Origin of the sequence: Devosia neptuniae, assembly GCF_025452235.1 — a bacterium.
GTDB lineage: Bacteria > Pseudomonadota > Alphaproteobacteria > Rhizobiales > Devosiaceae > Devosia.
In genome coordinates this window covers 498401-515483 of sequence record NZ_CP104965.1, presented here as the reverse complement: position 1 = coordinate 515483, position 17083 = coordinate 498401, and the positions used below count along the sequence as shown (strand labels likewise).

Below are 17083 nucleotides of genomic sequence, written 5' to 3'. Positions count from 1 at the left end.
TGCTAGCCTTGTCCGCCTCGCCCAACTTTGCCATGACACCTCCAGTTTCGAGGGACTTGCAAAACACCCATGAAGATACTTGTCGCCGTCAAGCGCGTGGTCGATCACAATGTCCGCATTCGCGTCCGCCCCGATGGTTCGGGCGTCGAGACCAATGGCGTGCGCATGTCGATGAACCCCTTCTGCAAGCACGCGGTGGAAGCCGCCGTCCAGCTTGCCGAAGCCGGCCAGGCCGAGGAAATCGTGGTCGTCTCCATCGGCCCCAAATCGGCCAATGACGTCATCCTCACCGCGCTCGCCATGGGTGCCCATCGCGGCATTCTGGTCGAAACCGATGCCGAGCTCGAAACCCTCGCCATTGCCAAGCTCCTGGCCAAGATCGTCGCCGAGGAAAATCCCGACCTGGTCCTGCTCGGCAAGCAGGCAGTGGACGATGATTCCAACCATGTCGGCCAGATGCTCGCGGCCCTCACCGGCCGTCCCCAGGCCACCTTCGCCTCCGAAATCAAAGTTACGGGGCAGGGCCTCGAAGTCTCCCGCGAAGTCGACACTGGCCGCCAGACCCTGGCGCTGCCGCTGCCGGCTATCGTCACCGCCGACCTCCGCCTCAATACCCCCCGCAACGCCGCCCTGCCGCAGGTCATGAAGGCCCGCTCCAAGCCCTTGGCCACCCGCGCTGCCGCCGATTTCGGCGTCGACCTCGCCCCGCGTCTCACGGTGGAAAAGATATCCCCGCCCCCCGAACGCATGGCAGGAAAGACTGTCGGCTCCGTTGCTGAACTCGCCGCCTTCATCGCCGCCGACATTTCGCAGATGGAGGCGCTGTGATGAGCGTTCTGGTTCTGGCCGATCACGACCTCGGCGCCCTCTCGCCCGCCACCGCCCGCGTGGTGCATGCAGTGGCCGAGCTAGGCCCGGTCGAAATCCTGGTGGCCGGCGAGGACATCGCCGCCGCCGCCCAATCCGCATCCAGCCTTGCCGGCGTCACCAAGGTCTTGACCGCCGAAGGTCAATTCGCCGCCGATAGCCTCGAAATGCTACTCTCAACGTTAGCAGTCCGTTATCATTATCTGGTCGCAAGTGCCGGTTCGGTGGGCAAGGATGTCATCCCGCGCCTCGCCGCCAAGCTCGACCTCATGCCGGTCACCGATATCGTCGCCATACTCGGTCCCAACCGGTTCGAGCGCCCGATCTATGCTGGCAATGCCCTGCAAACCGTCACCTCGAACCAGTCCAAGCACATCCTCACCCTGCGCGCCTCGGCCTTCCGCGCCGCCGCGTCCGGCAATGCCGCTCCCATCGAACCCCTTGATGTCTCAGGCATTTCCTCCGCCGCCAAGGTCATTGCCGCCCATCGCACCCAGAGCGACACCCCCGATCTCGCCACCGCCCAGATCGTGGTCGGCGGCGGCATTGCGGTCGGCTCAGCCGAGGGCTTTCAACTCATTGAATCCCTTGCCAAAAAACTCGGCGCCGCCATCGGCGCGACCCGCGCCGCGGTCGATGCCGGCTACGCCCCCAATGATTGGCAGGTCGGCCAGACCGGCAAGATCATCGCCCCCGATCTTTACATCGCCATCGGCATTTCCGGCGCGCTGCAACACCTTGCGGGCATCCAGGGCGCCAAGAAAATCGTCGCCATCAACACCGATGCCGAAGCCCCGCTGGTCAAGCTTGCCGACATCGCTCTGATCGGCGATCTCTTTGAAATCATTCCGCAATTGATCGCCGAGCTGGATAAAACCGGCCTCAAACGCTGAGCCGATTGCAATTGCAAAAAATCCTCCGCCGCCTATAAAGGCGGCGCCTTCCCACCGGAACTGCTCCTGAAATGTTCGAGACCCTCACCAAGGCCCCCGGCGACAAGATCCTGGCGCTCATGGGCGAATACGCGGCCGACCCGCGCTCCACCAAGATCGACCTCGGCGTCGGCGTTTATAAGGACGAAAAGGGCGTCACGCCCGTCATGTCCGCCGTCCGCAAGGCCGAGCAGCGCATTCTCGAAAACGAAAAAACCAAGACTTATCTGGGCATTGCCGGCAATAAGGGCTTCGGCGCCGCCGTGCTCGATCTGGCTTTGGCCGATAGCGTCGACCGCTCTCGCGTCCGCATCGCTCAGGCCCCTGGCGGCACTGGCTCGCTCTGGGTTTTGATGCAGCTGATCAACCGCGCCAAGCCCGGCGCCACTGTCTGGGTCTCCGATCCGACCTGGCCCAACCACAACCCCATTGCCGAAAATTCCGGTCTCAAGGTCGAGAAATACCCCTATTTCGACACCGAAACCCGTGGCGTAAAATTCCCGCAAATGCTTGCTGCGCTTGATAAATTGGGCAAGGACGATGTCGTGCTGCTGCATGGCTGCTGCCACAACCCAACCGGCGCCAACCTCACCAATGAGCAGTGGGATCAGGTCGCCGCAAGCCTTGCCCGCACCGGCGCTTTGCCCTTCATTGACCTGGCCTATCTCGGCTTCGGCGATGGCCTGCTCGAAGACGCCTATGGCACCCGCAAGGTGATCGCCTCGGTTCCCGAAGCGCTGATCGCTTTCTCGGGCTCCAAGAATTTCGGCCTCTATCGCGAACGCATCGGCGCCGCCATCCTCATCGCCAGGGATGCGGACCAGGCCGACGTGACCAATTCCCAGCTTCTCAACATCATCCGCGGCGCCTATTCGCAGCCGCCCGATCATGGTGCCGAAATCATCCGCACCATCCTTGAGGACAAGGATCTGCGCGCCGAGTGGGAAGCCGAGCTCAATCAGATGCGCGGCCGCATGATCACGCTGCGCGAAAAGCTGGCCGAAGCCATCCGCCAGCGTTCAAATTCCAAGGATTTCGACTTCATCGCCGCCCATCGCGGCATGTTTTCACTGCTTGGGCTGCCCAATGACGTCGTTGAGCATTTAAAAGCCGCCAATGGTGTTTATATGATTGGTGACAGTCGCATCAATGTCGCCGGCATCCCGGAGGATCGGGTCGGCGATCTGGCGGAAGCCATGCTCTCGGCGAGCAAATAAGCCAGTCCATTCGCCTTGCAGCCCGGCCCCGCCGTGCTACACATTTTGCTGAACAGCTCTAGGAGGGAACCATGAAGTTCTTCGTCGACACTGCAGAAATCAAGGACATCAAGGAGCTGTACGATACCGGCCTGCTCGATGGTGTCACCACCAATCCGTCGCTGATTGCCAAGTCCGGCCGCGATTTCAAGGAAGTCGTCAAGGAAATCTGCGCCACCGTGCCCGGCCCGGTCTCGGCCGAAGTCGCCAGCCTTGAATATGACGGCATGATTGCCGAAGGCGAAGTGCTGGCCAAGCTGGCCGACAATGTCGTGGTCAAGCTCCCCCTGACGCTCAATGGCCTCAAAGCCACCAAGACCTTCAAGGAACGCGGCGTCAAAACCAACGTCACCCTGTGCTTCTCGGCCAATCAGGCCCTGCTCGCCGCCAAGGCCGGCGCGACCTATATCTCGCCCTTCCTCGGCCGTCTCGATGATATCAATCTCGACGGTGTCGAACTGATCGAAAACATCCGCCAGATCTACGACAACTACCAGTTCGAAACCCAGATCCTGGCCGCCTCGATCCGCTCGCCCAACCACGTGACCCAAGTCGCTTTGGCCGGGGCCGACGTCGCCACCATCCCGCCCGACGTGATCCGCAAGCTCGCCAACCACCCGCTGACCAATGCGGGCATCGAAGGCTTCCTCAAGGACTGGAAAGCCACCGGCCAGTCGATCCTCTAAGGCTCGCTCTGCTCGTCCTTCTCCCCCAGTGGGACTTCGACCCGGCCAAGGGCAAATCGCTCCGGTGGAGCGAAGGCCATGAGAGCTATGCTCGAATGGCTAGGTGCCCCGCCGGGGCGGATGAGGGGTCTACGACCCTTATGATAATCGCGTGAGGGGTCTGTAGCCCCTCACCATTTCGGCCTGCGGCCGATCCACCCTCTTGCGAGGGAAGGGCAGGGGCCAGGCACAGCAAAAGGTCCCCAATGGCCGATACCGAACTCGCCGCCACCATCAAAGCCGCGCTCGCTGCTGTGGAAATTCCCGGTGGCGGAGATTTGTCGGGCTATGGTGGCCTGTCCGAAATCATCGTCACGCCCAGCGCTGTGGCTTTCGCCATTGCCGTGGCCCCGGGCATGGAAGCCGCCTTCGGCCCCGCGCGTGAACAGGCCCAGTTGGCAGCGCAGGCCGTGGCCGGCACGCGCAAGGTCATGGTGTCGCTCACCTCTGGCAAGCCGCCGGCGGGCCCAAAATTCTCCCATGGCAGCCCCGTTCCGGCCGGCAAGCAAGCCGTGCCCGGCATCAAGCGCATCATCGCGGTTGGCTCCGGCAAGGGCGGCGTCGGCAAATCCACCACCGCGGTCAATCTGGCCCTGGCCTTTGCCGCTGAAGGCCTGCGCACCGGCATTCTCGATGCCGATCTCTACGGCCCCTCCATTCCCAAGCTGCTGGGCCTCGAAGGCCGGCCCGCCATCCGCGAAGACGGCATTTTCACGCCCCACAGCGCCTTCGGCCTCAAGGCCATGTCGATCGGCTCCATGCTAAATCCCGACCAAGCCGTGGTCTGGCGCGGCCCTATGGCAACCTCAGCGCTCCGCCAATTGCTGCGTGAAACCGATTGGGGCGATCTCGACATCCTTGTCGTCGACCTGCCGCCCGGCACTGGCGACATTCACATTTCCCTGTTCCAGCAGTCCGAAGTCGATGGCGTCGTCATTGTCTCCACGCCGCAGGAACTGGCCCTGATCGATGCCAAAAAGGCCATCGACATGCTGCGCCGCATGGGTGTGCCGCTGCTTGGCTTGATTGAGAATATGAGTTATTTCATCGCCCCCGATACCGGCACCCGCTACGATATTTTCGGCACCGGCGGCGCCGAAAATGCGGCCAGGTCACTCGACATGCCCTTCCTCGGCGCCGTCCCGCTGGTCATGTCAATCCGCGAAAACTCCGACATTGGCCAGCCCCCCGTCGTCTCCGCGCCCAATGGCTCCGAAGCCCAGGCCTTCCGCGCCATCGCCACAAAAATTCTCGCAGGCTTGCCCGCGCTGCGGGGCTAGCGATCCCTTGCCATAGCTGCGCCGTGTCAGCACTCTAGGACATGCAGCCCAACCCCGCGTGTCCCGGAGCCCCCAATGACCGCCACTTCCCTGATGACCGAGCAGAAGCACCCGGACGAAGCCACGCGCGACCGCGATTGGTGGCGGGGCGCGGTGATCTACCAGATCTATCCGCGCTCCTATCAGGACCAGAATGGCGATGGCGTGGGAGATCTGGTCGGCATTACCAGCCGGCTCGATTATGTCGCCGATTTGGGCGTCGATGCCATTTGGCTCTCGCCAGTATTCACCTCGCCAATGAAGGATTTCGGCTACGACGTCTCCAATTATCGCGATATCGATCCCAGCTTCGGCACACTGGAGGATTTCGACCGGCTCGTGCAAAAGGCCCATTCTCTGGGCCTCAAGGTCATCATCGATCAGGTGATTTCGCACTCATCGGACAAGCACGCCTGGTTCTCCGAGAGCCGCCAGTCCCGCACCAATGCCAAATCCGATTGGTATGTCTGGGCCGATCCCAAGCCCGATGGCACCCCGCCCAATAATTGGCTCTCCATCTTCGGCGGTTCCGCCTGGTCCTGGGATAGCCGGCGCATGCAATATTACCAGCACAATTTCCTGGTCTCCCAGCCCGACCTGAACTTCCACAATCCCGAAGTGCAGGATGCTCTGCTGGGCGAAATGCGCTTCTGGCTCGAGCGGGGCGTCGATGGCTTCCGCCTCGATACGGTCAATTTCTACTTCTGCTCGCTGGGTTTCGAGGACAATCCGGTGGTCCGTCCCGAGGATTTCAACGCCTCGACCGCCCCGGCGGTAAATCCCTATAATTTCCAGGAACATGTCTACGACAAATCCCGGCCGGAAAACCTCGCCTTCCTCACCCGCCTGCGCGCCCTGATGGACGAATATCCCGGCACCACCACGGTGGGTGAGATCGGCGACAGCCAGCACCAGCTCGAGCTCATGGCCCAATACACCTCGGGTGATGACCACCTGCACATGGCCTATACCTTCGATTATCTGGGCGGCGAATTCTCCGCCGCGCACTTCAAGACCTCGATTGCGGCCACCGAAAGCCAGGCGCCCGACGGCTGGATCTGCCTCGCCTTCTCCAACCATGATGTGGTCCGCCATGTCAGCCGCTGGGCGGTGCACGGGCAGGAGGCCGCCTTCACCCGCCTTGCCGCCACGCTGATCCTGGCCATGCGCGGCTCGGTCTGCCTCTATCAGGGCGAGGAACTCGGCCTCAAGGAGGCCGAGCTCTCGTTCGCCGATCTGGTCGACCCCTACGGCATTGAATTCTGGCCCGAATTCAAGGGTCGGGACGGCTGCCGCACGCCCATGGTCTGGCAGGCCCATGTCCGCAACGGCGCCTTCTCCACCGCCGAGCGCACCTGGTTGCCCGTCCCCGCCGAACACCTGACCCATGCCGTCGATACCCAGCACGGCGTCGAGGGCTCGGTGCTCGAATTCTACCGCTCGCTGCTGGCCTTCCGCAAAGCCCATCCGGCCCTCGCCAAGGGCAAAATCACCCTGCTGGACTCCACCGGCGACATCCTCGCTTTCACCCGCGAAGAGGGCGACGACCGTCTGCTCTGCGTCTTCAACATGGGCGACGGCGCTGCCGAATTCGCCATTCCCGCGGGTCTTGCTCCCCATCATGCCGAATGCCCGGGCGTGATCGCTGCCCCCATCGATGGCGAGCTCGATCTGGAACCCTTCGGCGCCTATATCGGCATTCTGAACTGAGCAATTATTTTGCCGGGCGGGTGGAACCAAATCCATCCAGCCGCAATTGCCTCCCCGTCACCCCGGGGAGGAACCCATTGATGAAGTCGTTGCTATCAACCCTGGCCATTGCGGCCGGGGCGCTTGTCGTGTCCTTGCCTGCCATGGCGCAGGATTTTCCCAATAAGCCGATCAATCTGGTCGTCCCCTTCGCCGCCGGCGGCTCGACTGACCTGGTCGGCCGCATTGTTGCCGAAGCGATGAGCGCCCAATTGGGCCAGCAGGTTCTGGTGGTCAATCAGGCCGGCGCGGGAGGCGTACTCGGCGCCACGGCCGTGGCCGATGCGGCTCCCGATGGCTACACCATCCTGATGGGCACCATTGCCACGCACGCACTCAGCGCCTCGCTTTACGCCACGCCGCCCTTTGATCCGTCCGCCGATTTCGCTCCGATTTCCCTGCTGGTGACCGTACCCAATGTGCTGCTGGTCAACCCCGATTTCCCCGCCACCAATGTCGAGGAACTGATCGCCCTGCTCAAGGCCGAGCCGGAAACCCATGCCTATGCCTCCTCGGGCAATGGCACGCCGCTGCATCTGTCGGGCGAATTGTTCAAATCCATGGCCGGTGTCGATATGGTCCACGTGCCCTATCAGGGCTCGGGCCCCGCTTTGGTCGATGCGCTCAGCGGCGCCGTGCCGATCATTTTCGATAATCTGCCGTCCGCCACCGAGCACATGAAAGCCGGCACCCTGCGCCCGCTGGCTGTCACCACGCTCGAACGCGCCGCCAGCTTCCCCGATGTGCCCACCATGGATGAAGCGGGCGTGCCCGGCTACGAAACCAATACCTGGAATGCCCTCTTCGCGCCGGCCGGCACCCCGCCCGAAGTGGTCGCCAAGCTCAACCAGGCCGCCGTCGCGGCCATCAACGATCCGGCGGTCCATGAGCGGCTTGCCGAAGTCGGCGCCATCGTTGTCGGCTCGACGCCCGAAGAGCTGGCCACCCATGTCGCCACCGAAGTCGAACGCTGGGCGCCGGTGGTCGAAGCCTCAGGCGCGACGATCCTGTAGCGTCTCACCCACATCCGGCAGGCGCGCGGCCATCAGTTCGCGCGTCAGCCTATGCTGCGGCTGGGCAAATATTGTCTCGGGCGATCCTTCCTCGACGATCCGCCCGGCCTCCATCACCAGCACGCGATCAGCCACGGCACGCACCATGTCGATATCGTGGCTGATGATCAGATAGGTCAGCCCGAATTCGGCCTGCAGCCGCGCCAATAGCGCCAGCACTTCGCCGCGCACCGATACATCCAGCGCCGAAACCGGCTCGTCCAGCACCACCAGCTTGGGCCGCGTCACCAGCGCCCGCGCAATGGCCAGCCGCTGCCGCTGTCCGCCCGAAAATTCATGCGGATAGCGCGCTAGCATATCGCCGCGCAGCCCCACCGCCTCGATGGCTTCGACCAGTCGGCGCTGCCGTTCCACGGGGTCCAGCTTAGCCTCCAGCCGCAGCGGCTCACCCAGCGATTGGGCGATGGTCAATCGCGGATTGAAGCTGCCAAACGGGTCCTGAAACACCAGCGAAATATCGCGCCGCTGCCCCCGCGGCAGGTCCGCGCCATGATAGGCCATTCCGCCCAATCGCACCTGGCCCGAGGTCGCGCTATCGAGTCCGACAATAATCTTGGCCAGCGTGGTCTTGCCGCAGCCCGAAGGTCCCACCAGCGCCACGCATTCGCCCTCGCTAATGGCAAAGCTCACTCCAGCTACCGCCCGCAACGGCTTTTCTCGCCATAGCCAAAACCCGCCCTGCCGGTAGTCGCGCAGCACGTCTTCCACCGCCAGCAATGGTGCGCCACCAAGCGGATGGTCCTCCCGCGTGACCTCAAACCGCGACGCCGCCACCAGCCGGCGCGTATAATCCTGCTGCGGGTCCGAGAACACACTGGCCGCGGGGCCAGTCTCCACCAGCCGCCCCCGATGCATCACCGCCACCCGGCTGCACAACACGCCAACGGCTTTGAGGTCATGGCTGATAAACAGCAGCGCCATGTGCCGCCGCGTGCAAATCTCGGCAATCAGATCCAGCACGCGCTTCTGGGTGATCAGGTCCAGCGCCGAAGTCGGCTCATCCGCGATCAGAATGTCCGGCTGGCTCGCCAGAGCCATGGCGATCATCACGCGCTGCCGCTGCCCGCCCGACAGTTCATGTGGAAACCGGTCGCCATGGCGCAGCTCCAGCCCCACTTCCTTGAGCAGATAGGGCACGTCGAGCTGCGCACTATCGCTGCGATTGAGAATGATCGCTTCTTCGATCTGGTCGGTCACCCGCATCAACGGGTTCAGTGCCGTCATCGGTTCCTGAAACACCATGCCGATCCGCTTGCCGCGCAGCCGCGCCATCTCGCGCTCATTGGCGGGCAGGGGCACCCCATCAATGCTGATACTGCCGCCCATCACGGCGCCCTCTGGCAATAGCCCCGTCACCGCCATCGCCGTCAGCGTCTTGCCCGACCCGCTCTCCCCGATAATGCCGAACCGCTCGCCGCGCTCCAGCGTAAAGCTCACATCGCTGACCGCCTCGGCGCTGCCGAAGCGCACCGACAGCCCTTTGACCTCAAGCAACGACATTGGCATTCACCTGCCGCAGCCGCGGATCGATGGCGTCGCGCAGCCCATCCCCGGCAATATTGAGACCAATCACGATCAGCACGATGCACAGTCCCGGCACCAGCGTCAGCCAGGGATGGATCAGGAACATCGATTGCGCATCGCGCAGCATCAGTCCCAGACTCGTCGCCGGCGGCTGCGTGCCTAGCCCCACATAGCTCAGCCCCGCCTCGGCCAATATGCCCAGCGAGAGCTGGATGGTGCCCTGCACGATGATCAGGCTCATGATATTGGGCAGCAAGTGCCGATAGGCGATGGCCGCCGGCCCCAGCCCCGCCAGCCGTCCCGCCGCCACGAAATCCAGCGTCGCAATGCTCAGCGCACCGCCCCGCGCCACCCGCGCAAACACCGGGATGTTGAACAGCCCGATCGCCAGCACCGCATTGATGGCGCCCGGCCCGAACAAAGCGGTCACGAGAATCGCAACGATGATGGCCGGGAAGGCGAAGAGGAAATCGGAAAAGCGCAGCACCAGCCATTCCACCGGCCCGCCCCATGCCGCCGCCGCCAGCCCCAGCGGCACGCCAAGGCCCGCCCCAATGGCCACGGCCAAAGCCGCCACCACAAAGCTCGTCAGCGTGCCCGACATGACCAGCGAAGCCATGTCCCGGCCCAGATTGTCCGTGCCCAGCCAATGCGCGGCCATCGGTCCCAGAAAGCGGCGGCCGATATCGATCTGCGCAATCGGGTAGGGGGTCCACACCAGCGAGATCAGCCCCAACAGGGCAAACAGCATGGTCGCGACCAGGCCGATCACCAGATTGGGGTGGCGCTTGAAAAAATTCATGGCGTGCTGCGCTCCCGCAGGCGCGGATCGACCAGCGCGTAGGCCAGATCGACCACGAACATCGTCGCCGTCACCGCCACGATCAACACCACCGTCGCCCCGCGTACCAGGATCAGGTCGCGCTCGGAAATCGCGGTGAAAATCAGCCGCCCCAGCCCCGGCAGATAGAACACATTCTCGACGATGATCGTGCCGGCGATCAGAAAGGCAAATTGCAGCCCTAGAATCGTCAGCACCGGCAGCAGGGCATTGCGCACCCCATGCCGCCACACCGCCTCGCCCATGGTCAGCCCCTTGGCCCGCGCCGTGCGAATGAAATCCTGCCCCTGCACATCGACCAGTGCCGTGCGCATCACCCGCGCCAGGATCGACGCCTGTGGCAGCGCCAGCGCCAGGCTCGGCAACACCAGCCCGCGCAGCGAGAGCCATGGGTTTTCGCCCCAGGGCGTAAACCCGCCCGGCGGCAACCAGCGCAGAGCCACGGCAAACACCAGCGTCAGCATCATGCCAAACCAGAAATTGGGCACAGCGACACCCAGCTGCGCCAGCACCATAATGGCCGTATCCGGCGCCTTGCCGCGTGCCCGGGCCGAGACGATCCCCAGCGGCAGCCCGACTAGGACGGAGATGATCATGGCCATCACGGTCAGCGGCAGCGTCACCGCCAGCCGCTCCCACAGCAGCGCCGCCACCGGCGCCCGCTGCGTATAAGACATGCCAAAATCCCCATGCAGCATGCCGGCAATCCAGCTCAACAGCCGCTCATGCGCCGGCGCATCCAGCCCCATCTGCGCCCGCAAATTGGCTACCGCCTCGGGCGTGGCGGTAATGCCCAGGGTGAACCGCGCCGGGTCGCCGGGCAGCAGATCGAGGAGGTAAAAAATCACTACGGCTGCCAGCAACAGCGTGGCGGCAAAACCGAGGAAACGGCGTAGGGCGAAGAGGATCATCGTGCGCCGCCCCAATCCCCAGGCCTTATCGGGGGAGGGGGCGGCTGGCCCTGATCTGGGGCGGCGTTACTCCACCCAGTGAATCCCGCGCAGCACCAATCCCTCGATCGGCGAATTCTGCCACATGCCGGCAAGCTTGGCGTTCCACACGCCGGTCTGGGCGAGCTCGAACAGGTAGCCATTGACCGCATCCTTGGCCAGGATGGTCTGTGCCTCGATAGCCAGTTCCTTGCGTTTGGCGTCGTCAACCGTCTCATTGAGTGTCTTGATCAGCGCCTGGAAGTCGGGATTGTCATAGCCGAAGTAGTAGTCTGGATTGGCATAATTTCCAATGTCGAACGGCTCGACATGGCTGATGATGGTCAGGTCGAAGTCATGATTGGTATAGACGTCCTGCAGCCATTGCGCGAATTCCACATTGATCAGCTCGAGCTTGATGCCCACCGCCGCAAACTGGCTGGCAATGATCTGCCCGGAGAGCCGCGCATAGCCCAACGGCGGCAGTTTCAGCGTCGCGCTGAACCCATCGGGATAGCCTGCTTCCGCCAGCAGCGCCTTGGCCGCTGCCGGGTCATAGGGATAGGTGCCGGTCAGATCGACATAATAGGCATTATGCGGCGCAAAGGGCGCGCCAATGGGCGTGCCATAGCCAAAGGTCGCCCCATCGATGATCGCCTGGCGATCCAGCGCATGGGCCATGGCCTGCCGCACTTTGAGGTTATCAAACGGGGGCTTGCGATTATTAGTCCCCAGGATAGTCTCGCCTTCGGTCGTGCCCACCAGCACCTTGAATTGCGGATTGCCCTCGAAAACCGCCAGCGAATCCGGCGCAAAATTATTGGTGCCGTCGATATCGCCTGCCAGCAAGGCGCTGGTCATGGCCGCCGTGTCGCCGATGAACAGATAGGTCGCCTTGCTCAGCGCGGGCAGGGTGCCCCAATAGGGCTCGTAGCGCTCGAGCAAAACGCGATTGCCTTTGTCCCATTGAACGAAGGCAAATGGCCCGGTGCCGATCGGCGTCGTCGCATTATTATCGGCGCTTTCCGGCGCCACGATCACCGCATCGCCCCGGCCCAGATTGAACAGGAACAGCCCCACCGGCTTGCTCAGCGTGAAGCTGATTGTAAACGGATCGACCACCTTCGCTTCAGCGATGTCGGTATAGAGTTCCTTATGCGCATTGACGCTGTCAGCGGCGAGAATCCTGTCAAAGGTGAATTTGACGTCGTCGGCATCAAAGCTCGTGCCGTCATGAAAAGTCACCCCCTCATGCAGCTTGAACGTATAGGTCAGGCTGTCGTCCGAAATGGTCCATGAGCTGGCCAGCCCCGGCTGCACCGCGCCATTTTCGTCAATGGCGGTCAGGCCTTCAAAGATGTTCTGATAGACCACGATATCGATGGCCTCGGCCGCGCCCGCCGTTGGGTCGAGAATTGGTGGCTCCAGCGCCACCCCGATCCGCACTTCGGTCGGCTGCTGCGCCAGTGCCGCGCCACTCAGCGCACCAACCAAGGCCAGCGCCATCGCGGCGCCCGTCAAAATCCTGCCCATTCCGTAACTCCAAAAACGGCGGTTCCGGCATCCCTCCGGAACATCGCGCGTGCTGGTGCATGAGGCGCCAGCTCCCATGGCCCGATGGTATAGGGCAATGGCGCCGATATGGCAGTAGCAAGTGTAGTTATACTTTCCGCCGATCGCCCAGCCGCGTAGCAAGGATCACTGGAACCAGCCCCGCCAACACAATGAACAGCGCGGGCATTGCCGCCTGCGCAAATAGCCCCGCATTGGCCCGCCCGTAAACCAGCGTCGCCAGCGTATCCACGCCCAGCGGCCGCAACAGCAAGGTCGCCGGCAATTCCTTGACGATTTCGACGAATACCAGCGTCGCCGCGCTCACAATGGCCGGCATCAGCGTCGGCAAATCCACCCGCAGCAAGAGCCCCAGCCCGCTCTGCCCCAGCACCCGCCCGGCATGCAGCATGGAATCGCCCCGCTTCTTGATCGCGGCGTCGAGCGTGGAATGGCTCACCGCCAGAAACCGGATCGCATAAACATAGAGCAGCGCCGCCATCGACCCCGACAGGATCAAGCCTGGCCGCCATCCCGCCAGCGCCATGGTCATGCGGTTGAACCACAGATCGGCCTGGCCCAGCGGCTGCAACAGCCCCAGCGCCAGCACGGTGCCGGGAATGGCATAACCGAGCGTCGCCAGCCGGATAGCGCCGCGCGAAATCCCCCCGGCCTGCTGGCCGATCTTGGCCGCCACCAGCCCCAATATCACGGTGATCACCGCCCCCGCCGAGGCGAGGATCAGCGTCGGCCACAGCGCGCCCAGCGTCATGCTGATTGTTTCGGGTAGCACCAAGCGGAACGCCAGATAGCTCAATTCCCCCACCGGAATGCCAAAGCCCATGCCCAGCAGCACAAGGCAAAATCCGAACGCGGCCCAGGCCCGCCCGCCCCGCAATTCCTCGCGCGCCGGCGGCACCCGGCTATCGCGATTGGCGAGATACACCCGATTGTGCCGCGCCCGCTGTTCGGCCGCGATCAAGAGGCCAATGACCAAAACCACCGTCACCGCCAATTGCGCCGCCCCGCCAAAGTCCGAGCGGTTGATCCAGGTCGAATAGATAATGGCGGTAATGGCATTGATGCCGAAATATTGCACCGCCCCCAGATCGTTGACCACTTCCATCATCGCCAGCGTCACGCCCACGACGAGCGCCGGCCGCGAGGTCGGCAAGATGATCGCAAAAAACGTCCGCATCCCGCCCGCGCCCAAAGTGCGCGCCGCGATATTGAGCGATGCCGATTGCATCAGGAAAAAGCCGCGGCACGCGACATAGACATAGGGGTACAGCACCGAGGACAGCACAATCGCCGCGCCCCAATGGCTGCGAATATCGGGAAACCAATAATCCTGCAGCGTCCGCGCCCCGGTCACCCCGCGTAAGGCCGTCTGCAACGGCCCGGTAAAGCCCAGAAATTCCACATAGCCATAAGCCGCGAGATAAGTCGGCACCGCGAGCGGCAATACCAGCATCCAGTCAAACACCCGGCGCAGGGGGAAATCGTAATGGGTCACCAGCCACGCCGCGACGAGGCCCGCAACGCCGGTCAATATCCCCACCGACCCCATCAGAACGCCGGTTTCCCGCAGGGCCGTCGGCAACATGGTCGCGGTCAGCCCATTGCTGCCGCTCGACACCGCCGCCCAGCCCAGCCACAGGATCGGCAGCCCCGCCGCCACCGCCAGCACAAGCGCAACGACCGGCAAGGCTTTCGCCCCGCCGGTCTGATTCTTGGTCACGCGCTTTAGAGCCGTCAAACAACCACCGTCTCATTCCGGCGCAGGCCGGAATCCATGCTGAAAGGCTGCAGCGGCATCGTAGCTGGGCAGCGCCTAGTTCTGCGCACCTTCGTTGAACTTGAGCTCATCGACAAGAGCCGCCGCCGCTGCACGATTGGCAGCGACCTCGACCAGCGGGGTTGCCACCGGCTTGAGCGCACCCCAGGACAGGGTCAGCTCAGACGGCGCCACCGAAGCCACTACCGGGAATTCGTAATTGGTGTCGGCATAGATCTGCTGGGCTTCGTCTGACAACAGGAATTCGATCAGCGCATTGGCATTTTCGGCATTGGGCGCATGCTTGGCAATGAACCCGCCGGCCACATTGACCTGGGTGCCTTCGCCCTCGGCATCGGGATAGATGATCCGCGCCGAATTGGCCCAGTCCTTCTGCTCCGGCTCGGCCTCGTTATTCAGCATCACGCCCATATAATAGGTATTGGTGATGGACAGATCGCACGTTCCGGCCAGGATATTCTTGACGCCTTCGCGGTCGCCGCCATTGGGCGCATAGGCGAGGTTATCACGCACCTTGGTCAGCCATTCGCGCGTATTGTCGAGGCCATGCGCGGCAATGCGCTGCGCGATCAGCCCGATATTATAGGCATGGTCGCCCGGACGGGTGCACAGACGCCCCTTCCATTCTGGGCCCGTAATGTCCTCATAGGTCAGCGCCGTATCCTCGACGCGGTCCTTGGACACGTAGAACACCCGGGCGCGGAGCGACAGCGCGGTCCAATTGGCATCGTCATCGCGGAACGCTTCTGGTACGCGCTCGGTCAGCGCTGCGGTGGTGATCGGCTGGGTCAGGCCCTGCTCCTCGGCACCCACGAGATTACCGATATCGACGGTCAGCACCACGTCGGCCGGCGACAGCTCGCCCTCGGCCGCTACGCGTTCCAGCAGGCCATCGCCAGCATAAAGCACCTTGGCTTCGATACCGGTCTCGGCGGTGAACTTGTCCAGCAGCGGCTGCAGCAGGCCCTGCTCGCGATAGCTGTAAATATTGACTTCGCCGCTCTGGGCAAAGCTGGGGGTGCTGAGGCCCAACAGAACAGTTGAACTCAGCAGGGCAAAGGCAAGGCGTGTCGTCTTTGTCATGGTTCTCTCCCAAGGCGGGCCGCTAAAAGCCCGCGAATGGACGCCCTTGTGTTGGCTGATCCATGCCATGTCAATAAAATATAGCAATAACAATGGCTTGCACCTTGGAACCATTCAAATATAGGTCCCAAATTCGGTGCGAAAACAATCCGTTAGCTGAGTTAGGAAATCATATTATTGCCATGCGACATTTGCGCCGTGGCTGCCGTTCCCCTTTGGGAGGAGGGTTACTCAGAACGCGTTCAAAAGCGCGGCGTCATCCCGGCGGAGGCCGGAATGACATCGTGGGTGGATGCGGGTCCCAAAGAACACCGCCCCACCAAGCCTACTGCTGCGGCCCCTCATCAAACTTCAGCTCATCCACCAGCGCCGCCGCTTCCTTGCGATGGCTGGCAATCTCGATCAGCGGCGTCTGGTCCGCCTTGAGTGTCCCCCAGCTTGCCACCAGCTCCGACGGCTCCACCCCCGGCACCACCGGAAATTCATAATTGCCGCTGGCATAAAGATGCTGCGCTTCATCCGACAGCAGGAATTCCACCAGTCGGTCCGCATTGTCCTTGTTGGGCGCATATTTGGCCAGGATCGCCCCCGACACATTGACCTGCGTGCCCTCCCCATCCGCATCGGGATAGATGATCCGCGCGGAAGCCGCCCAATCCTTCTGCTCGGGCTCGGCCTCATTGGTCAGCATCAGCCCCATATAATAGGTATTGCCGATCGCCAGATCACAGGTGCCGTCAAAGATCGCTTTGACCTGGTCGCGATCTGCCCCGGTCGGTGGCCGCGATAGATTATCCCGCACCGCACCCAGCCAGGTCCGCGTGCGGTCCACGCCCCAATGGGCAATGCGCGTCGCGATCAGCCCGATATTGTAGACATGCTGGCCCGAGCGGGTGCAGAGCCGCCCCTTCCATTCCGGCTTGGCAATGTCCTCATAGGTCAGCGCCGTCTGGGTCACCCGGTCGATCGAGGCATAAAACACCCGCGCCCGCAGCGACAAAGCCACCCATTGCCCATCGGGGTCATGATATTGGTCCGGCACCCGCGCCAAAGCCGCCGTCGAAATCGTCTGCGACACGCCCAGGTCCTTGGCATTGGCCAGATTGCCGATATCGACCGTGACGATCACATCGGCCGGCGAGAGTTCCCCCTCCGCCGCCACCCGCTCGATCAGCCCATCGGCCGCATAAAGCACATTGGTCTTGATCCCGGTTTCCGCGGTAAACCGGTCCAGCAGCGGCTGGATCAGGCCGGGCTCGCGATAGGTATAGACATTGACCTCCCCCGATTGCGCCCAGGCCGGCGCGCTCAGCATCAACAGCGAAGCAACAAGTACGGTCCTGATCATTGGGCTCTCCATCGGCATCGGACAGCGGTTTTGCGCCGCAAGCTCGCGCCTGTCAATAAACTCAATAAAACCAAGAGTTTACCGATTG

At 62.9% G+C, this 17083-nt stretch carries 14 protein-coding genes; 7 read left to right on the top strand and 7 right to left on the bottom strand.

Annotation, left to right across the window (positions count from 1 at the left end; translation table 11 throughout):
• Positions 1–69: 69 nt before the first annotated feature.
• The 7 genes from N8A98_RS05005 (at position 70) to N8A98_RS04975 (ending at position 7861) form a co-directional block, all read left to right on the top strand.
• On the top strand, positions 70–828 hold the full coding sequence (locus N8A98_RS05005; protein ID WP_262169648.1) for an electron transfer flavoprotein subunit beta/FixA family protein: 759 nt from the start codon (positions 70–72) through the stop codon (positions 826–828).
• Complete coding sequence (locus N8A98_RS05000; protein ID WP_262169646.1) at positions 828–1760, top strand: electron transfer flavoprotein subunit alpha/FixB family protein; 933 nt, start codon at positions 828–830, stop codon at positions 1758–1760. The genes N8A98_RS05005 and N8A98_RS05000 overlap by 1 nt, the downstream gene beginning before the upstream one ends.
• A gap of 71 nt (positions 1761–1831) precedes the next feature.
• Complete coding sequence (locus N8A98_RS04995) at positions 1832–3016, top strand: amino acid aminotransferase (protein ID WP_262169645.1); 1185 nt, start codon at positions 1832–1834, stop codon at positions 3014–3016.
• 71 nt (positions 3017–3087) lie between these two features.
• A complete protein-coding gene (gene fsa, locus N8A98_RS04990; protein ID WP_262169643.1) occupies positions 3088–3741 on the top strand; it encodes a fructose-6-phosphate aldolase in 654 nt (217 codons plus the stop codon).
• 245 nt (positions 3742–3986) lie between these two features.
• Positions 3987–5060, top strand: coding sequence for an Mrp/NBP35 family ATP-binding protein (locus N8A98_RS04985; protein ID WP_262169641.1), 1074 nt, complete (start codon positions 3987–3989; stop codon positions 5058–5060).
• Between the two features lie 75 nt (positions 5061–5135).
• Positions 5136–6809, top strand: a complete 1674-nt coding sequence (gene bglA / locus N8A98_RS04980; protein WP_262169639.1) for a beta-galactosidase BglA — start codon at positions 5136–5138, stop codon at positions 6807–6809.
• An 80-nt stretch (positions 6810–6889) separates the two neighbouring features.
• Entirely contained in the window at positions 6890–7861 is a 972-nt protein-coding gene (locus tag N8A98_RS04975) for a Bug family tripartite tricarboxylate transporter substrate binding protein (protein ID WP_262169638.1), read from the top strand.
• Here N8A98_RS04975 and N8A98_RS04970 read toward each other — a convergent pair.
• From N8A98_RS04970 to N8A98_RS04940, 7 genes are all read right to left on the bottom strand, one after another.
• The gene (locus N8A98_RS04970; protein WP_262169636.1) at positions 7841–9421 is read right to left on the bottom strand and encodes a dipeptide ABC transporter ATP-binding protein; all 1581 of its coding nucleotides are present in this window, start codon (positions 9419–9421) and stop codon (positions 7841–7843) included. The two genes, N8A98_RS04975 and N8A98_RS04970, sit on opposite strands and share 21 nt — an antisense overlap.
• On the bottom strand, positions 9408–10247 hold the full coding sequence (locus N8A98_RS04965; protein WP_262169635.1) for an ABC transporter permease: 840 nt from the start codon (positions 10245–10247) through the stop codon (positions 9408–9410). Before N8A98_RS04965 ends, N8A98_RS04970 begins: the two co-directional genes overlap by 14 nt.
• Positions 10244–11197 carry an ABC transporter permease gene (locus N8A98_RS04960; RefSeq protein WP_262169633.1) on the bottom strand — a complete coding sequence of 318 codons (954 nt, stop codon included), beginning with the start codon at positions 11195–11197 and terminating at the stop codon, positions 10244–10246. Before N8A98_RS04960 ends, N8A98_RS04965 begins: the two co-directional genes overlap by 4 nt.
• Before the next feature lie 66 nt (positions 11198–11263).
• Positions 11264–12748 carry an ABC transporter substrate-binding protein gene (locus N8A98_RS04955; protein WP_262169630.1) on the bottom strand — a complete coding sequence of 495 codons (1485 nt, stop codon included), beginning with the start codon at positions 12746–12748 and terminating at the stop codon, positions 11264–11266.
• A gap of 127 nt (positions 12749–12875) precedes the next feature.
• Positions 12876–14507: an ABC transporter permease gene (locus tag N8A98_RS04950; RefSeq protein WP_262169629.1), complete on the bottom strand. Its 1632-nt coding sequence runs from the start codon at positions 14505–14507 to the stop codon at positions 12876–12878.
• Between the two features lie 93 nt (positions 14508–14600).
• The gene (locus N8A98_RS04945; protein WP_262169627.1) at positions 14601–15647 is read right to left on the bottom strand and encodes an extracellular solute-binding protein; all 1047 of its coding nucleotides are present in this window, start codon (positions 15645–15647) and stop codon (positions 14601–14603) included.
• 325 nt (positions 15648–15972) lie between these two features.
• Positions 15973–17013, bottom strand: coding sequence for an extracellular solute-binding protein (locus N8A98_RS04940; protein WP_390888802.1), 1041 nt, complete (start codon positions 17011–17013; stop codon positions 15973–15975).
• Positions 17014–17083: the final 70 nt, after the last annotated feature.

Excerpts from the sequence above, each read along its gene's own strand:
- N8A98_RS05005 (WP_262169648.1), top strand. The coding sequence starts at position 70 with ATGAAGATACTTGTCGCCGTCAAGCGCGTGGTCGATCACAATGTCCGC.
- N8A98_RS05000 (WP_262169646.1), top strand. The coding sequence starts at position 828 with ATGAGCGTTCTGGTTCTGGCCGATCACGACCTCGGCGCCCTCTCGCCC.
- N8A98_RS04995 (WP_262169645.1), top strand. The coding sequence starts at position 1,832 with ATGTTCGAGACCCTCACCAAGGCCCCCGGCGACAAGATCCTGGCGCTC.
- fsa (WP_262169643.1), top strand. The coding sequence starts at position 3,088 with ATGAAGTTCTTCGTCGACACTGCAGAAATCAAGGACATCAAGGAGCTG.
- N8A98_RS04985 (WP_262169641.1), top strand. The coding sequence starts at position 3,987 with ATGGCCGATACCGAACTCGCCGCCACCATCAAAGCCGCGCTCGCTGCT.
- bglA (WP_262169639.1), top strand. The coding sequence starts at position 5,136 with ATGACCGCCACTTCCCTGATGACCGAGCAGAAGCACCCGGACGAAGCC.
- N8A98_RS04975 (WP_262169638.1), top strand. The coding sequence starts at position 6,890 with ATGAAGTCGTTGCTATCAACCCTGGCCATTGCGGCCGGGGCGCTTGTC.
- N8A98_RS04970 (WP_262169636.1), bottom strand. The coding sequence starts at position 9,421 with ATGTCGTTGCTTGAGGTCAAAGGGCTGTCGGTGCGCTTCGGCAGCGCC.
- N8A98_RS04965 (WP_262169635.1), bottom strand. The coding sequence starts at position 10,247 with ATGAATTTTTTCAAGCGCCACCCCAATCTGGTGATCGGCCTGGTCGCG.
- N8A98_RS04960 (WP_262169633.1), bottom strand. The coding sequence starts at position 11,197 with ATGATCCTCTTCGCCCTACGCCGTTTCCTCGGTTTTGCCGCCACGCTG.
- N8A98_RS04955 (WP_262169630.1), bottom strand. The coding sequence starts at position 12,748 with ATGGGCAGGATTTTGACGGGCGCCGCGATGGCGCTGGCCTTGGTTGGT.
- N8A98_RS04945 (WP_262169627.1), bottom strand. The coding sequence starts at position 15,647 with ATGACAAAGACGACACGCCTTGCCTTTGCCCTGCTGAGTTCAACTGTT.
- N8A98_RS04940 (WP_390888802.1), bottom strand. The coding sequence starts at position 17,013 with ATGCCGATGGAGAGCCCAATGATCAGGACCGTACTTGTTGCTTCGCTG.